At 59.8% G+C, this 24781-nt stretch carries 23 protein-coding genes; 11 read left to right on the top strand and 12 right to left on the bottom strand.

The window, feature by feature from the left end; all coding sequences use genetic code 11:
• Positions 1–32: 32 nt before the first annotated feature.
• A complete protein-coding gene (locus tag IPJ76_02165) occupies positions 33–833 on the bottom strand; it encodes a universal stress protein (GenBank protein ID QQR87053.1) in 801 nt (266 codons plus the stop codon).
• A gap of 132 nt (positions 834–965) precedes the next feature.
• On the opposite strand from IPJ76_02165, the gene IPJ76_02160 reads away from it, so the two are divergent.
• On the top strand, positions 966–1343 hold the full coding sequence (locus IPJ76_02160; GenBank protein ID QQR87052.1) for a DUF1987 domain-containing protein: 378 nt from the start codon (positions 966–968) through the stop codon (positions 1341–1343).
• Between the two features lies 1 nt (position 1344).
• Here the strand turns inward: IPJ76_02160 and IPJ76_02155 are convergent, their stop codons facing one another.
• Positions 1345–1998 (bottom strand): hypothetical protein, encoded by a 654-nt coding sequence (locus IPJ76_02155; GenBank protein QQR87051.1) that lies wholly within the window; start codon positions 1996–1998, stop codon positions 1345–1347.
• Positions 1999–2282: 284 nt separating this feature from the next.
• On the opposite strand from IPJ76_02155, the gene IPJ76_02150 reads away from it, so the two are divergent.
• Positions 2283–3128, top strand: coding sequence for a hypothetical protein (locus IPJ76_02150; protein ID QQR87050.1), 846 nt, complete (start codon positions 2283–2285; stop codon positions 3126–3128).
• Positions 3129–3197: 69 nt separating this feature from the next.
• Here the strand turns inward: IPJ76_02150 and IPJ76_02145 are convergent, their stop codons facing one another.
• From IPJ76_02145 to IPJ76_02130, 4 genes are all read right to left on the bottom strand, one after another.
• Entirely contained in the window at positions 3198–3662 is a 465-nt protein-coding gene (locus IPJ76_02145; GenBank protein QQR87049.1) for a hypothetical protein, read from the bottom strand.
• A 69-nt stretch (positions 3663–3731) separates the two neighbouring features.
• On the bottom strand, positions 3732–4127 hold the full coding sequence (locus tag IPJ76_02140; protein ID QQR87048.1) for an STAS/SEC14 domain-containing protein: 396 nt from the start codon (positions 4125–4127) through the stop codon (positions 3732–3734).
• A gap of 38 nt (positions 4128–4165) precedes the next feature.
• On the bottom strand, positions 4166–5029 hold the full coding sequence (locus IPJ76_02135) for an SDR family oxidoreductase (protein ID QQR88377.1): 864 nt from the start codon (positions 5027–5029) through the stop codon (positions 4166–4168).
• Positions 5030–5049: 20 nt separating this feature from the next.
• Positions 5050–6063: a hypothetical protein gene (locus IPJ76_02130; GenBank protein ID QQR87047.1), complete on the bottom strand. Its 1014-nt coding sequence runs from the start codon at positions 6061–6063 to the stop codon at positions 5050–5052.
• A gap of 69 nt (positions 6064–6132) precedes the next feature.
• On the opposite strand from IPJ76_02130, the gene IPJ76_02125 reads away from it, so the two are divergent.
• Positions 6133–6543 carry a hypothetical protein gene (locus IPJ76_02125; protein ID QQR87046.1) on the top strand — a complete coding sequence of 137 codons (411 nt, stop codon included), beginning with the start codon at positions 6133–6135 and terminating at the stop codon, positions 6541–6543.
• Between the two features lie 180 nt (positions 6544–6723).
• Here the strand turns inward: IPJ76_02125 and IPJ76_02120 are convergent, their stop codons facing one another.
• Positions 6724–7314 (bottom strand): Smr/MutS family protein, encoded by a 591-nt coding sequence (locus tag IPJ76_02120; GenBank protein QQR87045.1) that lies wholly within the window; start codon positions 7312–7314, stop codon positions 6724–6726.
• Positions 7315–7331: 17 nt separating this feature from the next.
• Here IPJ76_02120 and IPJ76_02115 point away from each other — a divergent pair, with 17 nt between their 5' ends.
• Both IPJ76_02115 and IPJ76_02110 read left to right on the top strand, forming a co-directional pair.
• Positions 7332–8081: a TonB family protein gene (locus IPJ76_02115; protein QQR87044.1), complete on the top strand. Its 750-nt coding sequence runs from the start codon at positions 7332–7334 to the stop codon at positions 8079–8081.
• Positions 8082–8117: 36 nt separating this feature from the next.
• Positions 8118–8678 carry an NUDIX hydrolase gene (locus IPJ76_02110; GenBank protein ID QQR87043.1) on the top strand — a complete coding sequence of 187 codons (561 nt, stop codon included), beginning with the start codon at positions 8118–8120 and terminating at the stop codon, positions 8676–8678.
• On the opposite strand, the gene IPJ76_02105 is transcribed toward IPJ76_02110, so the two are convergent.
• Positions 8675–9547 carry a DUF2279 domain-containing protein gene (locus tag IPJ76_02105; GenBank protein ID QQR87042.1) on the bottom strand — a complete coding sequence of 291 codons (873 nt, stop codon included), beginning with the start codon at positions 9545–9547 and terminating at the stop codon, positions 8675–8677. The two genes, IPJ76_02110 and IPJ76_02105, sit on opposite strands and share 4 nt — an antisense overlap.
• A 157-nt stretch (positions 9548–9704) precedes the next feature.
• On the opposite strand from IPJ76_02105, the gene IPJ76_02100 reads away from it, so the two are divergent.
• Positions 9705–13904: an FG-GAP repeat protein gene (locus tag IPJ76_02100; protein QQR87041.1), complete on the top strand. Its 4200-nt coding sequence runs from the start codon at positions 9705–9707 to the stop codon at positions 13902–13904.
• A gap of 4 nt (positions 13905–13908) precedes the next feature.
• On the opposite strand, the gene IPJ76_02095 is transcribed toward IPJ76_02100, so the two are convergent.
• Complete coding sequence (locus IPJ76_02095) at positions 13909–15315, bottom strand: phosphoglucomutase/phosphomannomutase family protein (GenBank protein QQR87040.1); 1407 nt, start codon at positions 15313–15315, stop codon at positions 13909–13911.
• Positions 15316–15472: 157 nt separating this feature from the next.
• Between IPJ76_02095 and IPJ76_02090 the strand changes: the two genes are divergently transcribed.
• On the top strand, positions 15473–16369 hold the full coding sequence (locus IPJ76_02090) for a T9SS type A sorting domain-containing protein (GenBank protein QQR87039.1): 897 nt from the start codon (positions 15473–15475) through the stop codon (positions 16367–16369).
• A gap of 1 nt (position 16370) precedes the next feature.
• Here IPJ76_02090 and mltG read toward each other — a convergent pair whose 3' ends face one another.
• Together mltG and dapF are read right to left on the bottom strand one after the other, a co-directional pair.
• Entirely contained in the window at positions 16371–17405 is a 1035-nt protein-coding gene (mltG, locus tag IPJ76_02085) for an endolytic transglycosylase MltG (protein QQR87038.1), read from the bottom strand.
• On the bottom strand, positions 17402–18247 hold the full coding sequence (dapF, locus tag IPJ76_02080; protein ID QQR87037.1) for a diaminopimelate epimerase: 846 nt from the start codon (positions 18245–18247) through the stop codon (positions 17402–17404). Before dapF ends, mltG begins: the two co-directional genes overlap by 4 nt.
• A gap of 117 nt (positions 18248–18364) precedes the next feature.
• Here dapF and IPJ76_02075 point away from each other — a divergent pair, with 117 nt between their 5' ends.
• From IPJ76_02075 to IPJ76_02060, 4 genes are all read left to right on the top strand, one after another.
• The gene (locus tag IPJ76_02075) at positions 18365–19822 is read left to right on the top strand and encodes a Do family serine endopeptidase (GenBank protein ID QQR87036.1); all 1458 of its coding nucleotides are present in this window, start codon (positions 18365–18367) and stop codon (positions 19820–19822) included.
• 150 nt (positions 19823–19972) lie between these two features.
• Positions 19973–20836: an RNA polymerase sigma factor RpoD/SigA gene (locus tag IPJ76_02070; GenBank protein QQR87035.1), complete on the top strand. Its 864-nt coding sequence runs from the start codon at positions 19973–19975 to the stop codon at positions 20834–20836.
• 40 nt (positions 20837–20876) lie between these two features.
• Positions 20877–22331, top strand: a complete 1455-nt coding sequence (locus IPJ76_02065; GenBank protein ID QQR87034.1) for a glyceraldehyde-3-phosphate dehydrogenase — start codon at positions 20877–20879, stop codon at positions 22329–22331.
• 294 nt (positions 22332–22625) lie between these two features.
• Positions 22626–23819 carry a class I SAM-dependent rRNA methyltransferase gene (locus IPJ76_02060; protein QQR87033.1) on the top strand — a complete coding sequence of 398 codons (1194 nt, stop codon included), beginning with the start codon at positions 22626–22628 and terminating at the stop codon, positions 23817–23819.
• 4 nt (positions 23820–23823) lie between these two features.
• Here the strand turns inward: IPJ76_02060 and IPJ76_02055 are convergent, their stop codons facing one another.
• Entirely contained in the window at positions 23824–24765 is a 942-nt protein-coding gene (locus IPJ76_02055) for a tetratricopeptide repeat protein (GenBank protein QQR87032.1), read from the bottom strand.
• Between the last annotated feature and the right edge of the window lie 16 nt (positions 24766–24781).

Raw genomic sequence — 24781 nt, 5'->3', positions numbered from 1 at the left:
GTCAGTTGCTAGTGGCTACTGGCCACTAGCAACTAGAGCTTCACGCTCAGCACCGGGAAGGTCGTCCGGTTGACGATGTCCTCCGTGAGGCTGCCGTTCACGACATGGAAGAAACCCGTGCGCCCATGCGTGGCCATTGCGATCATGTCCGCATCGATGCTGCGGGCGAAGTTGAGAATGCCCTCTTCGATGCTCAGGTCGTTGTAGATGGTGGCAGAGTACTTCTTCAATGGGTGACGTTGAAGGAAGCGGTCAATGGCTTTGCCCGTGTCTTCGCTCCTTTCAAAGCTCTTTGGCGTGTTCACTTTCAGCAAATGGACCTTGGGATCGAAGAGGTCCAGCACCGGTTGGAAGGCATCGAACTTGACCACGTCAACCTCGGTGAAGTTGCTCGCGTACACAAGGTCCTTCACCTGGAAATCCTCCACGTGGTGCTTGATGACGAGCACAGGCATGGGAGCTATGCGCACGATCTTCTGCGTGTTGCTGCCTACCAGCGCTTTTGCTCCCTTGGCACCATGGCTTCCCATAACAACCAGGTCCACATGTGATAGGTTGTTGTTCTTGAAGATGTCCGTGACGGTCAATTGTCTCAGCATGAACTTCTTCAGTTCAATGCCCTTGAGGAACGGCAGGTGCGGCACCTTCTCGAGCTTTTCCTCGATCTCGTCGCGCTTTTTCTGGTTCCCGGTGTGGAAATCGGTCATCTGTTCGTAGACGTGCACAACATCGATGGTGGCACCGGTGAGCCGTGCGATCTTGGCGGCCACGCGCAGGGCATCGGTGGCGCAATCGCTGAAATCGTAGGGAACCAACAGGGAACGGATGGCCATGGCGATCGGTTTTGGGTTCGACGGGTTGGGGCCCGGTGAAGTTAAGACGGGACTTGGGCCGAACAACTGATGGTTGGTAACGGAAGTGGGTCCGGGCTTCGCATGCGGCAGGCGCCGGTACATTGGCCCGTGATGGAGGCACTGCGCATTGAAGCCACCGCCAAGACACCGGCCGTGCGGTTCGAGCCGACGAAGGGCGAACTCGAAGTGGCCGGGTGCAGCATCCATGAGAACGCGGACGGCTTCTACGGTCCTTTGTGGGAACGCGTCGACGCGTACTGCTCAGCTCCGGCTGCAAAGACCTCTGTAAAGGTGAAACTGGAGTACTTCAACAGCAGCAGCGCCAAGTACCTCTTGGACATTTTCAAGCGGCTGGACGACCTGCATGCCGCCGGGGGCAGCAAAGTCATGCTTGAATGGTACTTCGAGGAAGGCGACCTCGACATGCAAGAGGCCGGCAACGATTACAAAGGCCTATTGGATATGCCCGTGAGGGTGGTGGAGCGCTAGGTCAACGGTTCCCGAAACGCTCGCGCCAAACCCGGTCGCCGATGCTCTCGCCGTCCCTGAAAAAATAGAGCTGCCCCCATGGGTGTTTCACTTTCTTGTACACCACGGTGCGCTTGCCTTCTCTCACCACGATCTCAAGGACTTTGGCGTTGCCCTCCACGTATTCGCGTTCACCCTCCTGCACTGGCGCACTCGGATCTTCAGGAGGTGCTGCGCGTTGCTCGGTACGCAGGGCTGCGGGTTTCGGCTCTGCTTTGGGCCGGGTGGGTGGTAGTGGGTCGGGGCTGTGCGCGGCGGCCTGGAACACGATAGGTGCCTTTGCCGTATCCGGAATGATCGGCTCGGGCATATGGTCAACGTTGGGTTCTGCTTTGGCGGCTTCTTCAGCTGCCCGCTTGGTCACCAGAGCTTCCAGATCCTCCAGCTTCACTTTGGGATAGACGTTCAATGGGCGTCGTTCGCGAGCCTCCCGGAAGAGCGTTCGGGCATTGTCGTATCGCCCGGCCGCAAAATCCTTCTCCGCCCGTGCCATCAAGTCCTGGTAAACAGCATCGTTGGTCGCCGCCGCTTCTTCCTGTTTGGCCAGTTTGCTGCGCTCCTTGGCGCTCAGGTCCGCGAATTCCTTGGTGAGGCTTTCGTCGCGTTGAGCAGCCATTGGCAGGCAGCCGCATAGCACGAAGCCGCAGAGAAGAACACGAGCCACCATCAAGCGCGAATCTATCGTGCTTGGAAAGCCTGGAACGGGGGATCGATGGTTCTTGGACACTCGCGGAGGTCAACAACTAACGGAGTGTTTACGCAAAGGACGGGTTGAAGGCTACGCTGGTCGGCGATGCGCCGGCGATGGTCATGGACTTCCGGAGGCTCTCCGTCGTATTCCTTCGGGCAGCCAACGCTGATCAGTGCCGGTACTGCGTTGAACCTCGCAATACTTGCAGCATGAAGATCCGTTTTGCATTCCCCGTCCTGGTCGCCGGGGCTTTCGCGGCTTGTGAAGACCCCGACCCGCGCCAGAGCGAACCCTACAAGCAACTCGAAACGGAGCACCAGGCCACGGTGGAATCTTCGGCCGGGAAGGACTCCACCATCAATGACCTGTTCGGATCGTTCAACCGCATCGGCGATAACCTGCGCATGATCCGCGAAAAGGAAGGCCTGCTAGCGGCGCCGCCTGGTTCCGACGGTGGTTTTTCGGGGAACACAGAAGAGTGGATGCTGGCCGAGATCCGCGCCATTGATTCCCTGTTGAACGAGAACCGTGCGCTCATCGCCCGCATGCGGCGCGAGACGAAGGGCAACAAAAAGGAGCTGGGCGAACTACAACGCACGGTGGATGAACTGGAGAAATCCATGGCCGCCAAAGACGGGGAGATCACCACGCTGAAGGACGAACTGAGCAGCGCCAACAGCTCGTTGGCCACGCTCATCGAGATGTACCGCGACAAGGATCAACTGGCCACTGACCAGGAAGTGAAGCTCAATTCAGCTTGGTACTGCGTAGGTACCAGCAAGGAACTACGGGAGAACGGGGTCCTCACCAAAGAGGGTGGGTTCATCGGCATAGGTCGAAGCGATAAGTTGAACTCGGCAGCGCTGAACAAGGACTGGTTCAGGCAGGTGGATGCGAGCACCACCACGGCCATTCCCGTGAGCGGCAAGAAACCCAAGCTCGTCACCAGCCACCCGGTCGGCAGCTATGCGTTCGAAGGGACCACGGACCTGAGGATCCATGACCCCGAAGCCTTCTGGAGCATGAGCAAGTACTTGGTGGTAGTTGTCGAGTGATGACGGCGCTGATAGCACCAACGAAAAAGCCCCGGTCATGCCGGGGCTTTTTCATTCAGTGCAGGAAGTTCATCGCGAGATCGTGGTCTTGATGGGTTCGTTGCCGGTGGCAGGTGAGGCACTGCCAGTGGCTCCGGCTTTGCCAGCGCAGCACCCGGCCTTGGCGCCGTCCTTGGCACAGCCTGCCGCGGCTTTCTCGCCGTGCGAGCAGCCATGGCCTTCGCAGGAAGCGGCGGGCATCGATTTCAACTTCGACATCTGCTCCGGGGTCAAGACGCCCTTGAGGTTGCCAAAGGCTTCTTGCGTCTTCATGTTGATGCTAGCCTGCAGTTCGGCGCACTTGGCCCTTTCCGGTGCCACTTCGGTCTCCACCCCCACAAGAAGGTCTTGCAGCTTAGCAGCCTGTTCGGCATTCAGACCGAGTTCGGCCGTCAATTGCGAGGTCCGCGCTTTGGCCCGCGCGGTGGCATCGGAGGTTTGCGCAAACAGCGCGGTAGCGCCGAAAAGTGCCACGGCACAGAAGGTGAGTTTCAAGCTCTTCATGGTGTTGCTTCGTTAGGTGCGCAAAGTACGGGGTTGATCGTTCAGCAGCAATCGTGCCGGTCAGCCCAGCAACCAGGTGCGCGCCACGTCAACATCGTCGAAGTAGGCGGTTTGGAAGGTGATGACCCCCGCCGCGTCGTCCATGATGCGTTCCACGCTCATTTGGTTGAACAGGTCGGTGCTGGTGACGATGGCCATTTTCTTCAATCCGGAAGATGCCGCTCTGGGGAACCAATCCGTGGCTGACCATTGCTCGTCCCTTCGAAGGATGGCGCTCATCCCCCTAAGGTCTGCTAACCAATACAGCACTTTGTGTTCAACGACCGTGTGCAACGCTTCGTCGAGGGTGCGCCTGAATTCCGGTGTTGGGGCAAAGCCCTTCCACTTCAAGTGGACCAGCCTCGCCGAATCGTCCACGGTCACTGTGACGAACTCAGTCTCCAACGCTGTGGTCATGCTGCCAAAGTAGTACAGCACAGGTTGTAGTGCGCGTGTTAACTGCCACGCACGCCCCGCACCATCTGCTCAATGGCGTCCCACATGCCCGGTTCCACGGCTTCAAGGCCGCTGAACTGCCCGGCGCCATAAAGCCATTCACCACCATCAATGGTCACCACCTCTCCGTTCACGTAACCACTGAAGGGGGAAACCAAGTATGCGGCCAGGTCGGCAAGTTCATGGTGCTCGCCCATGCGTTTCAACGGCACGCGTTTGCTGAGATCAAAGCGCTCCATCATCTCACCGGGCATCAATCTGCTCCATGCGCCCTTGGTCGGGAATGGTCCCGGCGCGATGGCGTTGCTGCGGATGCCGTACTTGGCCCACTCCACCCCGAGCGAACGGGTGAGGGCCAGGACACCGGCTTTGGCACATGCGCTGGGCACTACGTAGCCGCTGCCCGTCCAAGCATAGGTGGTGGTGATGTTCAGCACCGCCTTTTCGCGCTCGTTCTTCTCGATCCAATGCTTGCCGAAGGCCAGCGTGCAGTTCACCGAGCCTATGAGGACGATGTCGATGACGACCTCAAAGGCTTTGCTACTGAGCCGTTCCGTGGGGCTTATGAAGTTCCCGGCGGCGTTGTTGACCAAGGCATCCACGGTTCCGAAGCGGTCCGTAGCGGCGGTCACAAGCTGCTCCACTTCAAGGTACTTTCGGACGTCGCAGGCCACGGCCAGCACCTGGCCACCTGTGGCTGCCTCCATTTCCGTGGCGGTCTTTTGCAGAACATCGAGCTTGCGACTGGTAATGACGACGTTGGCGCCCAGGCTGAGGAAGCGTTCGCTCATGCTACGCCCCAATCCGGTTCCGCCGCCAGTGACAACAATGGTCTTTCCGGCCAGTGCATCGGCCCGCATCATGCTGGGTGGAAGTGCGTTGCTCATGGTGCGTTGCCGCGTTTCTTGTTGGGTGCGTTCGGGGTGTTGGGTGCGGCCGGGGCGTTGCGGTCCTGCATATCCTGCGGTGCTGGGCTGGTGGTCTTGCCGCAGTGTTGGCGAACGAGCTCCTCCACCTCGGTGCCGAAGCGCATGGTGAAGTCCTTGTCGATGGCTTGGCGCCAAAGTGTGCAGGCCAATTGTGTCTTTCCTTGCTCGTGTGCAATGACGCCAAGGTTCCGGTCCACCATCGCATTGCCGGGGTTCTTCCGGCCCGCCAGGCGGATGTCCCGTAACCCTGCTTCCACGTTGCCGAGCTTGTAGCGGCTCCAGCCACGGTTATTGAAGGCGTATCCGTGGTTCTTGTCCAACTTGATCGCCTTGTCATAGTCGGCAATGGCGCGCTGGTGGGCCCCGAAAATGCCGAACGCATAATAGCCCCGTGTGTTCCATTGCACGGGGTTCTCCGGCTCCAGTTCCACGGCTTTGTCCAGGTCGGCGCGTGCGGCGGCGCTATCGTTGAGCAAGGCGTGGATAACACCGCGTTCCCTGAAGTAGCGCGCGGACTTCGATCCTGCCAAGACTTCATTCATCAAGTCCAAAGCAGCCTGCTCACGATCGGTTTCCCTGAGAACGAGAGCGAGCCTGTATTTCGCTTCGTCGCTGACATCAAGTATACCACGGAACATCTGGTCCGCGCTGTCGCGCATGCCGATCGCGTGGTACGCGATGCCCAGCTGCAACTGTGCGTTAATGGAAGACTCTCCTTTGACCCTCATTCCCTGTCGCGCGTCAAGGATCGCCTCACGTGGCTCGCTTATCCGGTTGCGCGCCTCGGCCCGCAGCGCGTAGCAAGCCGCATCGGGGATCTTCTTGCCGAGTTCCTTGGTGCAGAGCTTCAGGGCGCGGTAGGGCTTGTTCGCATCCAGCGCCTCGCGTGCCTTGGCGGCCGCTTTTGACGTTTGGCCGAAGGCAGGCACAGCGGCGAGCACTGCACATAGAACGATCGATCTCACCATCGGCCCGAAGGTATCGGCACATGCGGCGTGCGACCGTGCATGCGGGGCTACTTTTGAGCACCTGCCTCAATGATGCGACTGGAATACCCGGCCAAAGTGCTTCTCGCTTGGGGTGAAGCCATCCGCGGGAACCCGGGCCTGCGTGACTGGTTGATGAAGAACGGCTACCCGGAACTGGGCATCTTCATTTTCGCCCTGCACCTGAAGAAGGAAGCGCGTGAATGGTTGCTGAAGAACGGCCACCCGCACCTGATGGCGCTCATCAGTGCGGTGGAGGGTGATGAGGGAGCGATGAAATGGCTTGAACACCACCATATGCCTGTCCTCCTGCGCATGGCGCGTGCGGGCGATGGGGACATGGATTCACTGGAGTGGCTCAAAGCGCACGGGCACAAGGAGTTGGCCGTCATCGCCTATCGCATCAAGGAGGTCAAGGACAGTATCGATGATGCGCATTCCTACGGTATCGACAGGGAATGAACCTGCGCCTCGGCCCTTTGAGCCTGTTTGGGATCTCTTGAACGAAGGGCTCCCAGGCTATTTTTCGTTCACGCGCATCCGGAAAAGCATCGCGTAGCGGTGCCTACGGGATCATTTTCCGGCGAAGCATGGGCGGAAAAGAGACCGGAGAGCGGGTTTGAAGAGATCCCAAACAGGCTCTTAGTGCCGCAGGATGGTTACTTCCGTTGCGCCAGATCCGTAGCGCCTCGGATCCGCGTCCACGAACCGCACGCTCTCGTAATACTGCAACGTCCGACGCACCTCTTCACGAAGAATACCTTCACCCACGCCGTGGATGACAATGAGCTTTCGCTTGCCGTCGCGGATGGCGGCCTCAAGGGCGCGCTCGAAGTACGCCAGTTGGTAGCGGAGCTTCTCGTCGTGGCTCAGCACGGTTTCGTCCTCTACCAGCTCGTGCAGGTGAAGGTCCACCTCGGCCACGCTCTTGTCCTCAGGCTTGGGGGCCGTTTTGCCGGTGCGTAATGCTGCGCCCTTTCGCTGCGATCGCTTTTTTTCTTCTTCGAGCTTGTCATTGGCCGCGATCAACTGGGCCTGATGGTCGCTCACTGCATAGTACTTCTGGTCGGGCATCTGTACCACCGGGACCAACGCACTGAGCGGGTATTCCAACGTGAAACCAGCACTTGTCCGCACCCGAACGCGGTTGTGGCTCAACAGTTCCAGTACCGTGCCTCCACCCTCCTCGTCGAGGAAGATGAAGCGGTCGCCGGGACGGAACTTGCTGGACATGCGCCAAATTTAGCCCCATGCGATCCGCGCTTGCTCTACCGGTGCTGCTCACCACAACGCTGCTTCAGGCCCAAAGCGGCGTTCCGCTGCCCTTCGATGGAAAGGCCGAAATGCAACGCTTCATTGAGGAGGAAATGCGCTATCCGGCAGAGGAGCTCGGCGCTCAGCGTGCGGGCAGCGTTACGGTCGTGTTCACAGTTCATGCCGATGGCCGAACGGAAGACTTCAGGGTGCTCCGGTCCGTGACACCCGCCTGCGATGCTGAGGCCCTGCGACTAGCTGGATTGGTGCGGTGGTTACCCGCACAGAGGGATGGCCAGGCCATTGCGTCCGAGCAGATGGTCCAGATCGATTTTGATCCGAAACGCTTCGAGCGCCTGCAGAAAAAGCGGCCTCCGCAGGAGTCCAAGGACGATATGGACGCCAGCGGTGCACTCTACACCGCAACACAGCTCGACAGCCTGCCAGAACCGCTTATTGATGGTGGGGTACGAGGACTGCCCCTCCACTTAGGCCGGAACATGCGCTACCCCAAGGATGCTTTCGCACGCAGTATCGAAGGCACCGTGCACGTCGAGTTCACCGTGGAAACGAGCGGCCGCGTGGCGAACGTGCGAGCCCTTGAACAAGTGGGCGGTGGCTGCACTGACGAGGCCCTTCGCCTGGTGCGAACGATCCGTTGGAAACCCGGAAGGAAGAACGGCAAGCGGGTCCGAAGCATCCAGGAAGTGGGCATCGTTTTCAAATTGGGCACTACCCAGCGCTGAGGCGGGCTCCGGTAAGGAGGGTTTTCTTTGCCGCACATGAAGAAGCGCGGCCCCTGGACAACCTTGAGCGAGGAGGTGGTCTATTCCTCGCCCTGGATCGTGGTGAACAAGCACGATATCATGGATCCGAGCGGTGCACCTGGCACGTACAGCGTAGTCCATTTCCGCTCACTTGCCGTTGGCGTTGTGGCCCTCGACGACGAGATGAACTCATGGATCGTCGGCCAATACCGCTATCCTATTGAGACGTATAGCTGGGAGATCCCCGAAGGTGGCAGTCCGCGCGATGTTCCTCCGTTGGAAGGCGCGAAACGGGAACTGCTTGAAGAGGCCGGCATCACCGCGGAGCGTTGGACCGAGGTCCTACGGATGGATCTGAGCAACTCCGCAAGCGATGAACATGCAGTGCTCTTTGTGGCGCGCGGCCTCACGTTCCAACCTCCGCAACCGGACCACGACGAGGAACTGGTGCTGCGCAAATTGCCGTTCGAGGAACTGTACGGGATGGTGGCGCGCGGCGAAGTGCTCGACAGCTTGACGGTGGCCGCCGTGCTACGTGTGAAGTTGATGATGCTCGAAGGCACATTGCCAGGCTAGAAGTGGAGCCCGTGTGCCAGGAAACGCCCATTGTGCCATTCCAATGCCGGCGCCGGCACCTTGATACTGTTCAATAAGAACAAAGCGGTCCGCACGAAAGCTGATCGGCTTTTGATGCAGGTGAGGTCGGCATCCAGGGAGAGGAAGATCTGAGGGTTGCGGGGCCCGATCCCTCGCGCTGCATTCAGCCCGTCGTCCTCGGCCGTCACCATGTTCTCTGCGCCGTAGCCAACGGACACGCTCAGCCACTTCGGGAATGCGGATCGTTCGGGCATGAACGCGTGGATGTTGCCGCTCAGCCAGATGGTCTGCCCATTGTAGTCCTTGAGCAAGCGCTCGGCCGTGCCTTCACCCAACAGGGACGGTCGCATTGCGGCAAACTGCGTCAGATGAGCCGACAATTTCACACGCACGCGCTGTTCGTTCCAAAGCAGCTGCTGGCCGATGAACGTGGCTGCACCCCCAGCGTTTGCCGCCATGTCCCACCAACTGAACCCCCAACCGCTGCTGGTCCCATCAAGCACTTCAACACCGGTGAGGAAGATCAAACCCATGCAGCCTCCATAAAGGGTTGCTCGCCGATGATCAACACCGCTCCAACGCAGCATGGCGTGGCCCCATGCACCACCGTTGTACGCACTCCAGAAATGGCCCGCCTTGTCCATGCCCAGCCACTCGCGGCCATCGTTGAACGCATGCAAGGAAGTCCGCTCATAGTCCGCATACCACGCGTTGTCAAGTGCGATCCAAGATCCGGCGGTGATCACCGTGGAACCCGAGCCGACCAGCCACGGTCGCCAACGGGGCACGGAGTCAACAGCCAACTGCTGACCAATACCATTGAGCGTCAAGAGCAACGCGGGGAACATGGCCGGAAGTCGCACCATCTGAAGCCTGCCGGTCAGCCGGACGATCGGTTACGGCAACCGGCCGAATGTAGGCCCGTCTTCCGCCGTGCATCTTGAAATGCCCTAGGCATACCGGTTACCTTCACCGGCCTTTCGGAAAGGCGGGTCGCAGCAACGCATGAAGCACCAGTACACGACGATCTTCCTCGCAGCGTTGTTGGGTCTTGCAACACCAGGGCTCTCCCAAGGGAAAAAGGGGAGCGCCGTGGTGCGCGACACGGCTGCTTCCAAGCAGAAACCGGACCTCGAGGAACTCGACTTCAAACCTTCCGAGGCAGAGAAGATCCTTGTTGCCGCCAACTGCCATCGTGGATACAAATGCTGGATCTCAGGAACAGGGTTCTCCCTGGTTCCGACCCAAGACATACAGGGCAGTTTCGCGTTCGATATCCAAGGTGTAGGACGTGGGGGATACCCGATCAGGAAATGGGTGCCTTTGCGCTCCGAAGTTGCAGGTGCCGTGGCTCGTTATCATGCTGCGGAGGCAACTGCTGAGTATGTGCACGACCAAGTTGGCCTCCGGCAGAATTTCATCGTGCACCAAGCACCAGTGGGCGACGGGATGTTGCGTGTGGACCAGCGCATTTCGTCCCGCGATGCGGGCGCGGTGCTCGTTAGCGAAGGCGACCTGAGGTTCGTGACCGCTGCAGGCACCGTCGCAGCATCGTACAACGACCTCCATGTTTGGGATGCAAACGGCAAGGAACTCCACGCATGGTTCGAACTGGAGGATGATCTGCTCTCGATCGTCGTGGACGATGGTGGTGCGCGCTATCCCGTGACGATCGACCCGATCAGCACCACGCCGAACCGCTTACTTGTAGGGCCTCAGGCAAACCAGGAGTTCGGTATCAGCGTGGCCACCGCTGGTGACCTCAATGGAGATGGCTATAGCGATGTTGTCGTGGGTGCCCACCTCTCCTCATTCGGGCAAGCCACCGAAGGCGCAGCGTACGTTTATTATGGAACGGTGAACGGCATTGGCGCCGCGGCCAGTTTGATCCTCGAAAGCAACCAAGCCGGTGCACAATTCGGCTGTTCGGTCAGCACTGCAGGCGACGTGAACGGCGACGGGTACAGCGACCTCATTGTGGGCGCTCGGACGTGGGAAAGCGCGGTTGGCGAAAACAACGAAGGAGGCGCTTTCGTCTACTACGGATCAGCCATAGGCATCCCCTCCACACCCAATGTGATCCTGCAGACCAACCAAACGAGCGACAACTTCGGCAGTAATGTGGCCTGCGGTGGCGACATCAACGACGATGGCTACAGCGATGTTCTTGTCGGTGCCTACCTGGCTGCATACGGTTCCACCCAAGAGGGGGTGGTGTTCGTTTACCTCGGTGGCGCGGCCGGCATTAACCCGGTACCGGTGCACCGTCTGGAACGCAATCAATCGTTCTGGCACTTCGGTCGCAGCATCGCGTGCGCAGGTGACGTGAACGGGGATGGGTACAGTGATGTGATCATCGGCGCGCCGGATTCACCGAACGTGAACTCCGATGCGGGACAGGCCTTTGTCTATTTCGGCGGGTTCAACGCGCTCGGCGCCACGCTGAACGTGGCCCCGGACCAGACATTGGTCGGCAGTACGTTGCTCGACGGTTCGTTCGGCTGGAGCGTGACCTGTGCCGGCGACGTGAACGCCGACGGGTACAGCGACGTGGCGGTCGGTGCCTACTATGACAACCAGGGAGGCCAGGCCCAAGAAGGTACCGTTTGGGTCTTCCACGGCAGCGCAGCCGGATTGAGCACTACCGCGGCCGTGGTCCTTCAGAACAACATTACCACGGGCTGGTTGGGCCGCGCGGTGAGCACAGCTGGTGACATGAACGGTGATGGTTACGGGGATCTGCTCGTTGGCGCGCCGCTCAGTGAGGCAGGGGAGGCGGACGAAGGTCTTGTGTACTTGTACTTCGGAAGTGCGACGGGTCTTCCAAGCACGGCTTCCATGAACTTCCAATTGAACAATGCCGGAGCGAACCTTGGCGAAAGCGTGTCCACAGCTGGTGACGTGAACGGTGATGGTTATACCGACATGATCATCGGTGCACGCATCTATGGCACGAGCGGGGCCGCCGCCATCTTTCATGGAGGCCCGTATGCGATGAACCTCACCAATTCGGGTGTGCGTGCTGGTGGTGCCACCAATGCCGAACTGGGCTGGAGCGTGGCGCAGGCAGGTGATGTGAACGGTGACGGCTACAGCGATGTGCTCGTTGGTGCACCACAAGCCGAGAACGGTGAAGTAGGTGAGGGGCTTGTGTACGTGCACATGGGTTCTTCCACTGGTTTGTCCATGGTGCCTGCGCTTGTACTTGAGGCCAACGTGGCCAACGCACAGTTCGGATTCAGCGTGAGCACTGCGGGCGACGTGAACGGCGACGGCTATGCTGATGTCGTGATCGGTGCGCCGCTGAGCAACAACATCGGTCGGGCCTATGTGTTCCTTGGCAGTCCCGCCGGTTTGAACACAGTTCCCACGCGCACCTACACGGGAGCTGCGGCATCACGCTTGGGCTATAGCGTCGGTACCGCAGGTGACATCAACGCGGACGGCTTTAGCGAAATACTGATCGGAGCACCGGACATAATCCAGGCCTACCTCTACCACGGCTCGGCGGCTGGTCCATCATTGGTCGCGGATGTTACGCTCACGCAAGGTGTCGTTGGCGGGCTGTTCGGGCATTGGGTCACCACCGCAGGCGATGTGAACGGGGACGGCTATTCTGACGTGGCCATCTCTGCTCGTGCCTTCACCAACGTACAAACGAACGAAGGTGCCGTGTTCATCTATCATGGATCGGTCACGGGGCTTCAGTTGCCTGCCGCAACACAGATCGAACCCAATCAAGCATCCGCGAACTTCGGAGTGGGCCTCAGCGCGGCAGGCGACGTGAACGGTGATGGCTATTTCGACATCGTGGTAGGCGCTGATGCATGGGAAAGCGGCCAAACCGATGAAGGGGCCGCATTCGTCTACTACGGTTCACCGACCGGTATCAACACCGCAACGCCGACCATCTTCCAGCGCAATGTGGTGAACGCACGTGTGGGCAAAGCAGTGAGCGAGGGTGGTGACATCAATGGCGATGGATACGCGGACATTGTTGTTGGGGCACCCGTCCTTGAGAACGGACCACAGACCGACGAGGGTCTGGTCTTCGTCCTTCGTGGATCCCCAACAGGTCTTGTAACTGCATCATACGATCAATTGGAATTGAACGCTGCGGGTTACCAACTGGGCTATTCCGTGGCGGGGGGGGGCGATGTGGACGGTGATGGTTACAGCGATGTGATCGCTGGCGCCCCGTTCGCCAACCCGGTCTTCGCCCAGGAGGGAGCCGTGTATTGGTACCGTGGCAATCTGGCGCGCAGCCTAATGCGCCAGTCGCGCCAGTATCTGAGCGACCTCGTGAGCCCGCTCTCCGTGAACAGCGAGGACTACACCAACCCGCAGTACTTCGGCATCGGGCACCGTGCCCGCAGCCCGATCCAACGGACCGATGCCAGACTGCGTTGGGAAGTCGTGTTCGAGGGGCAGCCGTTCAGCGGGAACCCGATCACCAACAGTTTGGGCAGCACGGGCACTGGTGCCGTGTGGACCGATCTGGGCGTGGTAGCCCCTGAGATCAAGGAGCTGATCTATAAAGCCGCAGGCTACATCCGCTACAAGTGGCGGGTGCGAGTGGAATACCAACTGGCCAAACTGCACGACGGCCAGCGTTTTGGCCGCTGGTTCTATGGATACGCGAACGGCTGGGGTGATATCGGCGTGCTTCCCGTGGAACTGCTCTCCTTCACCGGTAGACCTGCTGGCGATGTGAATGAGCTGGAATGGACCACGGCGAGCGAGGAGAACAGCTCAGCGTTCATTGTGCAACGGAGCATTGATGGGGGTACTTTCCTTGACTTGGGTTCTGTGCAGGCCGCGGGCAACAGCCAGCAAGTGATCCGGTATGCCTTCGTCGATGGTGAGCCTCTTTCAGGTGTGGCGTACTACAGGTTGCGGATCGTCGACCTTGATGGTGCTGCGGAAGAGAGCAGCATCGTGGTGTTGCAAAGGGGGGCGAACGACGTGCTTCTGTATCCCAACCCGGCCGAGACGTTTGTTAATGTCGTTCCGTCCCTTCCCGGTATAGCAACTCTTCAGTGTTCGGATGCCACTGGCCGCCGCGTTCTGACCATCGACATCAGCAATGGAGCCGGTGCTCCGGTTCCATTGCACGTTGCCGATCTTCCCCCTGGCTTCTATGCCGTGGACTGCTTGTGCGCTTCAGGCGCTGTGCTTGCCCGATCGTCCTTCGTGAAGAACTGACCGCTCAAGCGCCGATGGCCTGCTTGCACGCCGCGAGGATCCTCCGCGCATTCTCCAAGCTGTTGCTTTCGGCATAGGTGCGCAGCACAGGTTCCGTACCGCTTGCGCGGATCATCAGCCACTGGTCGTTGTCGAAGTGGTACTTCCAACCATCAATGGTCTCCAGGCGTCGCACTTCCAGATCACCGAACTTCTTGTACTTGTCGTCCGTGCAGTTCTTCAGTACTTCCTGCTTCAGGCTTTCGCTGATGTGCAGGTCATTGCGGTCGTAGCTGAATGGCCCCACGATGGCGTACACCTCCTGGATGAGTTCCTCCAACGTCTTGCCGCTCTTCGCCATGAACTCCCAAATGGTGAGCCCCATCCAGATCCCATCGCGCTCCGGGATATGGCCCTTGATGGCAATGCCACCGCTCTCCTCGCCGCCCAGCAACACGTCCTCAGTGATCATGATGCCGCAGATCCACTTGAAGCCGATCTTGACCACTTGGTACTCCAGGCCGTAGTGCTTGCACATTTTCTCCACCTTGGGCGTGGTGCTCACGGCCACCACCACCTTTCCGGTGAACTTCTTGTACTTCACCAGGTAGTGGATGAGCAGCAGGATGATGTGGTGGCTGTCGACGAACTCACCCTTGCTGTTGTAGAGCCCGATACGATCGGCATCGCCGTCAGTGGCGAGACCGCACTGGATGTCCGAGTTCTTGATGAGTTCGCTGAACTCGATGAGGTTCTTGTGGATCGGCTCCGGCGCCTGTCCCTTGAAGGAGGGGTCGTTGACGCAGTGCAACAGCGTGGCTTCGGGCAGTATGCGCGGGATCACGTTCTGGCCTGCTCCGTACATCGCGTCGTAGCCCAGTTCCAGGCCGCTTTTCCGGATCGCGTCCAGGTCGAAGTTCTTCTCCACATGCTTAACGTACATGCCCTCCAGGTCCACGATGCTGATCATGCCGTCGGCCTCTGCCTTCTTCAGGTCGATGTCGGCGAGCTTCAGGCCGTGCGCAGCGGGGATGATGTCCTCGATCTCCTGCACGTGCTCGGGAATGAGCGGGCCGCCGTAGTGGCCCTTCAGTTTGTAGCCGTTGTAGCTGGGCGGGTTGTGGCTGGCGGTGAGGATCACGCCCATGCTCGCCTTCAATTGCGCGGCACCGAGCGAGACCATCGGTGTACTAACAAAGCCTTTGGCCAAGTGCACCTTGATGCCATTGCTCACGAACACCTTGGTGCAGGTCTCGGCGAAAAGATCACCGGCGAAACGGCAGTCGTGGCCCACCACAATGCTGGGGTTGTCGGGGAAGTTCTTCCTGACCCATTGGGCAACGGCCACGCTCACGCGCGCCACATTGTCCACGGTGAATTCCTCTGCGATGATGGCGCGCCATCCATCCGTGCCGAATTTGATCTTGGTCATGCTGTTGTTGTGTGCCCGAGAGAGCGGGCGAAAATAGAAGCGGCCTTAACGGGGGTGAGACCACGGAGGTTCGGCTATGAGCCGGCCGATGTTCGGAGCGACCGGTCAAAGGCAGCACTTTCCGCAGCTTCAGCGTCATTTGGGCAATCCCAGGCTCATGAGAACTTCATTCCTCCTTGCTTTTGTTGTGCCGCTGGCCGCCACGGCACAGAACGACTACTTCGCCAACGATCCCGTGTGGCGGGTGGGCAGCTTGTGCAACAACGGCGGCGGGATCGGCGGTTCGTGCATGTCCGACAAGGCCTACAACTATTTCCTCTCCGGGGACTCGTTGGCCAATGGCTATACCTACAAGAAGGTGATGAGGCAGGGTACGGAGACCGTGTATTGGCAGGGTGGCAACCCGCCTCCACCGCCCATGTGCACGGGAACAACGCAGTTCGGTCCCGAACTCGTTGCTCTGCTCAGACAAGATGGCCAGGCCATCTTCGAGTGGCAGGAAGACATGGACGTGCTGGTGTACGACTTCGATCTGAGCGCGGGCGATACGCTGCCTTTGTCCACGACCAATTGGAACAATGACATCACCGTTGGGGCCATCGACAGCATCCAAGTGGGCACGGAATGGCGGAAGCGGTTCGCGTTGGTCAACAGTTGGGCTCCGTACTTGGTGGAAGGGATCGGTAGCAGCCACGGCTTGTTGGAGCCGATCAGCAATTTCTTTGACTGCGGATATGAACTGGAGTGCTACGGCTTGGGCACTACGGGATATTACCCGGTCCAAGGCCCGGATTGCCATTTGGTGATGGGACTTCCAACTTCTCTGGAACAATTCGAGCCGCTACAGGTGTTCCCGAACCCGACCGCAAACGGGATCATGGTAGTGGGCGAACGCCCGCTCGGCACCTTGCGCTTTTTCAACGCCCAGGGCGGCGAAGTACTGGTGCACACCACCTATGCGATGTCCGCATGGATCGATCTGGCCAGCCTTGCTCCAGGGATCTACGTAATGGCAAGCGCCAATGCCCGTCTGAAGGTGAGCATCGAACACTAGGTCATCTATAGATCCCGCGCTTGTTCAGTGCTTGGTGGTAACGGCGCGCGTTCACCAGATGCTGCTCGTAGGTCTTGGCGAAATTGCTGGTGCCGTCCAGCGCTTCACTGGCGCAGAAGTAGAGGTACTCGTGCTTGGGCGCGTTCAATACCGCATCGAGGAACGGCTTCTCCGGCAAGTTGATGGGGCCGGGTGGCAAGCCGGTGTACTTGTAGGTGTTGTACGGCGATTCCACTTGCTTGTCTATGTTCAGGATGCGGCTGACCGTGTCGAGCCCAAGGGCGAACTTCAACGTTGGATCGGCCTGCAACGGCATGCCGATGCGCAAGCGATTGAGGTAAACACCCGCGATATTGCCTGCATCCTTTCGCGCTCCGGTCTCTGCTTGAACGATGCTGGCGAGCGCGCTCACTTCGCCTTGGTCCAGCTTCAAGCTCGTTGCTTTCTGCTTGCGTTCCGCCGTCCAGAACGCCTTGTACTCGCGGGCCATGCGCGCAACGAAATCGCTTGGCGTGTCCGTCCACCACATTTCGTAGGTGTCCGGGATGAACATGCCAATGAACTCCTCTTGGGCAAAGCCGTATTGCCGCGCCACGGCCGGGTCGAGCAGCACGCGTAGCATGGCCGTTGAATCGCTTTCGAGATATGATGCGGCTTTGCCGGCCAGCTCGGGCATGCGCCGGATGGTGTTGAACGTAACGCGCACAGGGTCCTGTTCCCCGCTCCTCAGCTTGTTCACCAGGTCGTTCGGGCTTATGCCGCTCTGCAGAACGTAGCGGCCCGGCTTCACCCGTTGGGCGTACTTCTTCCGTTTCGCCAGTAACCTGAAAGCCTGCTCATCCGCGATGATGCCGTGATGGTTGAGGCTATCAACCACCTCATCGAAGCCTGCTCCTGTGCGGATCAGCAGCACGCGATAAGGCTCTCCGAAGTCCGGTCCCGGTCCGAACGCCTTGCGCCAGATCTGCCAACCAACAATGCCGGCAACCACCAGCAACGCGACCGACACCAGAGCGAACCACTTGGCCCGCTTCATCTGCGTGGGGGCAATTGTCCGCCGAAAACTTCGCGCGCCGGGCCAATGAGCTTGATGTTGCCATAGCCCTCCCTGTCCACCAGTTCTGCTTCTACTCGAAGGTCGCCGCCGCGTGCACGCACATGCACCGGTGATGGCATGTGGATACGGTGAAGCCCGCTGATGGCCGCTGCCACGACACCTGTTCCACAGCTCATCGTTTCATCCTCAACACCACGTTCGAAGGTCCTGATCTCCATGCGGCCATCGCGCCACCGCACGAAGTTCACGTTCGTTCCACCTTCGCCACGCCGCGGTGCCCAACGACGCTTCGCTCCTTCCGTTCGCACATCAACCGTGGCAGGGTCTTCCACCCACACGAGTTCGTGCGGCGAGCCATTGTGGATGAAATCGACCATGGGCTCGGCAGGGTCATGACCTACGTACGGCACATAGGCCAGTGATACAGCAACTTCGCCCTCGTGCCACTCCGCCGAGTGCTCCCCATCCACCGCCGTGAACCGGGCCGAACTTCCGCCTGTCAACTTGCTCCAGAAGGCGAACGTGCAGCGGCTGCCGTTGCCGCAGAAGCTCCTGCTCCCGTCAGGGTTGAAGAATTCCATGTGGAAGTCCAGCCTATCCGACTTGGCCTTCTGGAGCAGGATCAAACCGTCACTTCCAATGCCGTAATGACGATCGCACAGCTGTCGCACGTACGGAATGTCATGCGCGGGGAACAAGCCCTTGTGGTCGTCCACCAGGATGAAGTCGTTGCCGGTTCCTTCCCACTTGCTGAACGCTTGGGGCTGCTTGTCCATCGCGGCAAATATCGCGTTGAAGCCTTTGCTGGCGCGGCCTTCCATGCCCGGAACGGATCACACCAATTAACAGCGCCAAGCATGCCCCAGGCCGGGCACTCGCGTTGTTTTGTTCGGCTGCGGCACACCAGTTGATCGCACCGGCAACAGAAGCGAACAACCATGAAACGTATCCTCGGTTCCCTCTCCATGGCCCTCGCTGGCGGCCTGCTGGCCTTGGGCATTCACAGCTACTTCCAACCCGATGCGACGATCAATGCCGCCAATGGGGGCACTTCTCCCGCGGTCCGGTATGTGAACCTTCCAGGTCCGGCCGGCACCACCATGGCCGCACCTGACTTCACAGGTGCCGCTGAACGTACGGTGAACGCAGTAGTGCACGTGACCACCGAAACCATGGTAACCCAGCGCGATCCCTTTGCGGACTTCTTCTGGGGCTATCGCGCACCGGTGCAGCAGCGCCCCGTTCAGGGTGCCGGCAGCGGGGTCATCATCAGCGATGATGGCTATATCGTCACCAACAACCACGTGATCGAAGGCGCTGACAAGATCCAAGTGCACTTGAACGACAAGCGCATGATGGAAGCGAGGATCATCGGCCGTGACCCCAGCACGGACATCGCCTTGCTGAAAGTGGATGCAAGTGGCCTGCCCAGCATGCCCTTCGGCAACAGCGACGACGTGAAAGTGGGCGAATGGGTGTTGGCGGTGGGCAACCCGTTCAACCTCACAAGCACGGTTACAGCGGGTATTGTGAGCGCCAAGGCACGCAGCATCAACATCCTTCAGCAAGATGCCAACCGCGACATCTTCCCCATTGAGAGCTTCATCCAGACCGATGCCGCCGTTAACCCGGGCAATAGTGGTGGTGCTTTGGTGAACGCTGCTGGCGAACTCATCGGCATCAACACGGCCATTGCCAGCCAGACAGGGAGCTATGCCGGGTACAGCTTCGCTGTTCCGGTGAACATCGCCAAGAAGGTGACCGGCGACCTGCTTGAATTCGGCAGTGTGCAGCGCGCATACATCGGTGTGAGCATCATGGACATGGACCAAAGCCTGGCCAAGGAGGTGGGCATGGACCGCATCAAGGGCGTCTATGTGCGGGGCCTCACCGACGATGGTGCCGCGGCTGCTAGCGGCATCAAGGAGGGTGATGTCATCCTGAAGGTGGGCAATGTGGACGTGAACAACGTCCCAGCGCTCCAGGAGCAGGTGGGCAAGTTCAGGCCGGGGAACAACGTTGCGGTAACGGTATGGCGCGACGGCGGAGAGCGCACTGTGGATGTGAAGCTCCGGGGCAAGGACGGTTCCACGAACATTACCCTTGCGAAGGCTTCGACCACCGCCAGTTCGGTCCTGGGTGCGGAAGTCAGGGGGGCCACTGCAGAGGAACTCAAGGCCCTGAACATCCGGAACGGTGTGAAAGTGACCGCGATCAATGGTGGCCGTCTCCGTAGCAGTGGTATCAAGGAAGGCTTCATCATCACCCGCATCGACCAGCAACCGGTCACCACGCCCGAGGACATCGCCCGGGTATTGGACAACAAGCGCGGTGGTGTTCTTATTGAGGGGATCTACCCCAATGGCACCAAGGCCTATTACGGGCTTGGTGTTTGAGGCTTTCGACGAAACGCAACGACCCCCTTACCGATCGGGTTGCCCCCTATCGGAAGGGGGTCTTACCTTCGGCCCCCAATTCGCCCAGCTTGGCGCATTGACGCACCCCTAACAAACCCTTAAAGACCCCAGCCGCCCGTGACAACAAGGATGCGCCAGCTCAAGATCACCAAGTCGATCACCAACCGCGAGAGCCAATCGCTGGACAAGTACTTGCAGGAGATCGGCAAGGAGGGCCTCATCAACGCCGAAATGGAGGTTGAACTGGCCCGGCGCATCAAGCAGGGGGATGGTACCGCGTTGGAGAAGTTGGTGAAGGCCAATCTCCGTTTCGTGGTGTCGGTGGCCAAACAATACCAGAACCAGGGCCTTAGCCTGCCTGATCTCATCAACGAGGGAAACCTCGGTCTGATCAAGGCGGCCCAGCGCTTCGACGAAACCCGTGGCTTCAAATTCATCAGCTACGCTGTTTGGTGGATCCGCCAGAGCATCCTTCAGGCACTGGCCGAGCAGAGCCGTATCGTTCGTCTGCCCCTGAACCAAGTGGGCAGCCTCAACAAGATCAACAAGGCCTTCGCGAAGCTGGAGCAAGAGTACGAGCGCCCCCCCAGCGCTGATGAGCTCGCCACGCTCTTGGACCTTCCCCCTGAAAAGGTGGCGGATACCATGAAGGTGAGCGGTCGCCACATCAGCATGGACGCACCCTTCGTTGAGGGTGAGAGCAACAGCCTGCTGGACGTGCTGCCCAACTTGGACAGTCAGCCAGCCGACCGGATGCTCATCAATGAGAGCCTTGCCAAGGAGATCGAGCGAGCGCTGAGCACGCTTACCGAGCGCGAGCGCGATGTGGTGAAGCTGTTCTTCGGCATCGGCATCAATCACGGCCTCACCTTGGAAGAGATCGGAGCCAAGTTCGACCTGACCCGCGAGCGCGTGCGCCAGATCAAGGAGAAGGCCATCCGCCGCCTGCGCCACACCAGCCGCAGTAAACTGCTGAAGGCGTATCTCGGTTAGGCGCTTCCTCGTAGGAACGTCCCATTCTTACACACCATATATGGAGACCCTCGAAGCAAGAACTGGCTACGAAGCCGGCCTGAAAGAATACGTGGACCGCGAAAAGGCGTCCGTTGATCTGTTGAACTCCGTTGGCAAGCTCATGTACGAGCGCGGGGTGGAGTTGGTGTTCTTCCGCAATCACCTCTTCGATGTGAGCATCAGCCAGGTGTTGTCCTTGTTGGATTACTCCGAGAAGGTGGTGAAGAAGCCCGTTGATGCGGCTACCACTGCGTTGGTGGCCCGTGAGCTTCTCAACCTGGACCTCGCACCGAGCAAGATCGACATCGGTAAGCTCACTTTCGAGTTCAAGACCTCCGGCGAGAAGGATGCGAAAGCTTGGCTGGGCGATCACCTAAAGGGATTCATCGGGCAGGACAAGCGCCAATTGGAACCGCGTGACGTTGTGCTCTATGGGTTCGGCCGTATCGGTCGCATTGCTGCCCGCGAACTGGTGAGGCAAGCCGGTAAGGGCCAACAGTTGCGCCTTCGCGCCATTGTGACCCGCACGAACAGCGATGAGGAGATCGTGAAGCGCGCCGCTCTCTTGCGCAACGACAGCGTGCACGGCAGTTTCAAGGGCACCGTCATTGAGGATCTGGCGAACAAATGCCTCATCATCAACGGCCAACGGGTGCAGATGATCGCCAGCGCAGCTCCAGAATCGGTTGACTACACAGCATACGGCATCAACAACGCTCTCGTGCTGGACAACACCGGCGTTTTCACCAAGCGCGCCGACCTGGGGCGCCACCTGCAAGCCAAAGGTGTGGCCAAGGTGATCCTGACCGCCCCGGGGAAGGAAATGCCGAACATCGTATACGGCATCAATCACAAGGACCTGGACATTGAGAGCGAAACGCTCTTCAGCGCTGCGAGCTGCACCACCAACGCCATTTGCCCCATCCTGAAGGTGATGGAGGACAAAGTAGGCATCGAAAAGGGGCACATCGAAACGGTGCACGCATACACCAACGACCAGAACCTGCTGGACAACTACCACAAGAAGCCCCGCCGGGGCCGCAGTGCCGCCATCAACATGGTGATCACGAGCACCGGGGCAGGTAGTGCTGTCACCAAGGCCATCCCGAGCCTCAAGGACAAGTTGACCGCCAACGCCGTGCGTGTTCCAACGCCCAACGGCTCCCTGGCCATCATGAACCTGACGTTGAACCGCAAAGTGACGTTGGACGAGGTGAACGAGTTCCTGCGAAACGCAGCACTTGATGGCGATCTGGTGAACCAGATCCACTACCAGATCGACCCGGAGCTGGTCAGCAGCGACATCATCGGCGATACGTGCTGCAGCGTTTTCGACAGCAACGCCACCATCGTGAGCCCCGACGGAAAGAACGTGGTTCTTTACGCTTGGTACGACAACGAATTCGGTTACACCAAGCAGGTGATCCGGTTGGCCAAGCACGTGGCCAAGGTGCAGCGATTGATCTACTACTGAGAACTGAACGTTTTCGTGCGAGGGCTGCCCAGAAGGCGGCCCTTCGCTTTCACGGGTGAGCCCGTCGGTAACGTTCCCAATACTGTGGCAGCTCCGAGTTGTCCGGGAGGGTGGGGCTTGCGCGGAGAGCTTACCTCCGAACAGGCCAGGAGGGCCTCCTTCAAGCTGGGGTTGTGGTAGGCAAACGGCGATCAGTACCGCCATAAGGAGAACGGCCGCCACAATACCCGGTTCCGTGTATTTTTTACGGTGTGCAGGAGCGGTGCCCCCGGTCATTCCCTCACCTTTGGTCCCATGCCTGCCCGCGTCTTCATCACCGATCCGCACCGCCGATCCGCTGCGGGCCATCCGTGGATCTTCGATAGCCAAGTGGTGCGCAGCGAGGGCGACTTCGAGCCCGGCGATGTGGTGGAAGTCGTGGACGTGAAGAAGGGGACATTGGGCCTGGCTTTCATCAACCCCAAGAGCGTCATCCGCCTTCGATTGCTCACTCGTGATGTGCGGGCCGCCGTGAACGGGGACTTCATACGGCACCGTGTGAGGGCGGCGTGGCTGCACCGGCAGCGCTTGGGCTACACCGGTAGTTGCCGCGTGGTGTTCGGCGAGAGCGATGGTTTGCCTTCCCTCATCGTGGACCGTTTCGTGAACGCCGACAACCCGGGCGACTGCATCATTTCCATGCAGACGTTGGCGCTTGGCATGGAGCGCTGGAAGGACGTGGTGGCCGATGAACTGCGCTCACTTTTCAGTCCGCGGGGCATTTTTGAGCGCAATGATGTGCCCGTGCGGGAAAAAGAGGGACTGCAACCGTTGGCCGGCCCGATCGGCCGGGCTTTCAGGACGCGCATCACGATACAGGAGAACGGCATACGCATGGAAGTGGACGTGGCCACGGGCCAGAAGACCGGCCACTTCCTGGACCAAGTGCGCAACCACGCGGCGATCGCTCCCATCGTGCAAGGTGCACGCGTGCTCGATTGCTGTACGCACACCGGCGGCTTTGCGCTGCATGCCGCGCACTATGGCGCGCGCGAGGTGACCGCCCTCGACATCAGCGAGGAAGCTGTTGTGCTGGCCCGTCGGAACGCCGGGCTCAACAACCTTGATGAGCGCTGCGACTTCCGCGTGGCCAACGTGTTCGATTTCCTCACCGCGGCGAGTCGTGACAGCGCTCGCTGGGATGTGATCGTGCTCGACCCGCCTGCGTTCGCCAAGAGCAGGAGCGCGCTCGAGAACGCCGTGCGCGGCTACAAGGAGATCAACCTGCGTGCGCTGAAGTGCCTTGCGCCGGGCGGCTTCCTCGTCACGTGTTCGTGCTCCTTCCACATGGGGCCGGATCTTTTCCGCAAGACCATCCAGGACGCCGCGCGCGATGCCGGCAAACAACTGCGAGAAGTTTACTCAGCTGGCCAGCCGCCGGACCATCCTGTTCTTTGGGGCGCACCCGAGACACACTACCTCAAGTGCCATATCCTGCAAGTGATCTGAGCGTTCAGCGACGTGGCGTTGCACCGCCGCAGTGCTCAAGAATGAGCGCATCAACCTCCGGACCGGGACCGATGGCCTTGCTCAGCTGGAGATCTTCACACGCTTTTCCGCGCTCGCCTTTGCGCAACCATAGCACGGCACGTGTCCGAAGCGCGAAGGGGTTGCCCGGATCGCGCGCCAAGCTCCTCTTCACCTCCTTGAAGGCTTCATCGTTGCGGCCCAGTTCCATCAGGCTGTAGGCGCGGTTGCTCAGCAGGACGGGCTCTTCGGCATCGAACTTGGCTGCCTCGTCATAGACGGTGAGCGCTTCGGGGTGCCGGCCCAATTGCGCCAGTTCGAAGCCTTTGTTCACGAGGTGGCCCATGTCCTTGGGCTCAAGCCGGATCAAGTGATCAAGCGTGTTCAGCGCCTTCTCGAATTGCTTCGTTTGGTCGTAAAGGCGGGCTAGCACACGCAGTGCGGCCGCGTCATTGGGCACCAAGCGCAAGCCTTCCTCCAAGTCGCCCAATGCAGCACTGTGACGTTTCATTTCAGCCCGCGCCTCGCCCCGCACAATGAGTGCCTGTGAGCGCAGGGGCTCCCGGGCTGCATGGCGTACGGCCTTGTCCGCATGGATGTCGGCAGTGGTCCAACTCTGGCCGCGCATAGCATAAAGCGCCCGCTGATAGTTCGCTTCGGGGGAAATGCTGTCGAGCTTCAATGCACGGTCCAGGTCATCGAGCATCTTACTGGGCTGGTCCAACGCATACCAAGCACTGGCGCGTGCGGCCAGGCTGCGTGCGTCGGCTTGCGCCTTCACCGCCTTGTCGAAATATTCCACGGCCTTCTGCGGCTTGCCCAACGCCAGTACGCTGTCGCCCTGCGCGATCAGGCGCTGGGCATCCTGCGCGGTGAGCGCAAGGGCACTGGTAAGCACGAAAGCGGAGCTGAAGAACCGTCGGAACATGGGACGAAAGTAGAGG

Source organism: Flavobacteriales bacterium, from assembly GCA_016699575.1.
GTDB lineage: Bacteria > Bacteroidota > Bacteroidia > Flavobacteriales_F > PHOS-HE28 > PHOS-HE28.
Note: the sequence above shows the minus strand (reverse complement) of the source record. Positions and strands in the feature narration are given on the sequence as shown.

Bases quoted from the DNA above. Each gene is read 5' to 3' on its own strand.
- IPJ76_02140 (QQR87048.1), bottom strand. From the start codon at position 4,127: ATGACCACAGCGTTGGAGACTGAGTTCGTCACAGTGACCGTGGACGAT.
- IPJ76_02070 (QQR87035.1), top strand. From the start codon at position 19,973: ATGCGCCAGCTCAAGATCACCAAGTCGATCACCAACCGCGAGAGCCAA.
- IPJ76_02155 (QQR87051.1), bottom strand. From the start codon at position 1,998: ATGGCTGCTCAACGCGACGAAAGCCTCACCAAGGAATTCGCGGACCTG.
- IPJ76_02105 (QQR87042.1), bottom strand. From the start codon at position 9,547: ATGTTCCCCGCGTTGCTCTTGACGCTCAATGGTATTGGTCAGCAGTTG.
- IPJ76_02135 (QQR88377.1), bottom strand. From the start codon at position 5,029: ATGATGCGGGCCGATGCACTGGCCGGAAAGACCATTGTTGTCACTGGC.
- IPJ76_02120 (QQR87045.1), bottom strand. From the start codon at position 7,314: ATGTCCAGCAAGTTCCGTCCCGGCGACCGCTTCATCTTCCTCGACGAG.
- IPJ76_02110 (QQR87043.1), top strand. From the start codon at position 8,118: ATGAAGAAGCGCGGCCCCTGGACAACCTTGAGCGAGGAGGTGGTCTAT.
- IPJ76_02160 (QQR87052.1), top strand. From the start codon at position 966: ATGGAGGCACTGCGCATTGAAGCCACCGCCAAGACACCGGCCGTGCGG.
- IPJ76_02115 (QQR87044.1), top strand. From the start codon at position 7,332: ATGCGATCCGCGCTTGCTCTACCGGTGCTGCTCACCACAACGCTGCTT.
- IPJ76_02100 (QQR87041.1), top strand. From the start codon at position 9,705: ATGAAGCACCAGTACACGACGATCTTCCTCGCAGCGTTGTTGGGTCTT.
- IPJ76_02125 (QQR87046.1), top strand. From the start codon at position 6,133: ATGATGCGACTGGAATACCCGGCCAAAGTGCTTCTCGCTTGGGGTGAA.
- mltG (QQR87038.1), bottom strand. From the start codon at position 17,405: ATGAAGCGGGCCAAGTGGTTCGCTCTGGTGTCGGTCGCGTTGCTGGTG.
- IPJ76_02130 (QQR87047.1), bottom strand. From the start codon at position 6,063: ATGGTGAGATCGATCGTTCTATGTGCAGTGCTCGCCGCTGTGCCTGCC.
- IPJ76_02060 (QQR87033.1), top strand. From the start codon at position 22,626: ATGCCTGCCCGCGTCTTCATCACCGATCCGCACCGCCGATCCGCTGCG.
- IPJ76_02095 (QQR87040.1), bottom strand. From the start codon at position 15,315: ATGACCAAGATCAAATTCGGCACGGATGGATGGCGCGCCATCATCGCA.
- IPJ76_02065 (QQR87034.1), top strand. From the start codon at position 20,877: ATGGAGACCCTCGAAGCAAGAACTGGCTACGAAGCCGGCCTGAAAGAA.
- dapF (QQR87037.1), bottom strand. From the start codon at position 18,247: ATGGAAGGCCGCGCCAGCAAAGGCTTCAACGCGATATTTGCCGCGATG.
- IPJ76_02075 (QQR87036.1), top strand. From the start codon at position 18,365: ATGAAACGTATCCTCGGTTCCCTCTCCATGGCCCTCGCTGGCGGCCTG.
- IPJ76_02055 (QQR87032.1), bottom strand. From the start codon at position 24,765: ATGTTCCGACGGTTCTTCAGCTCCGCTTTCGTGCTTACCAGTGCCCTT.
- IPJ76_02090 (QQR87039.1), top strand. From the start codon at position 15,473: ATGAGAACTTCATTCCTCCTTGCTTTTGTTGTGCCGCTGGCCGCCACG.
- IPJ76_02150 (QQR87050.1), top strand. From the start codon at position 2,283: ATGAAGATCCGTTTTGCATTCCCCGTCCTGGTCGCCGGGGCTTTCGCG.
- IPJ76_02165 (QQR87053.1), bottom strand. From the start codon at position 833: ATGGCCATCCGTTCCCTGTTGGTTCCCTACGATTTCAGCGATTGCGCC.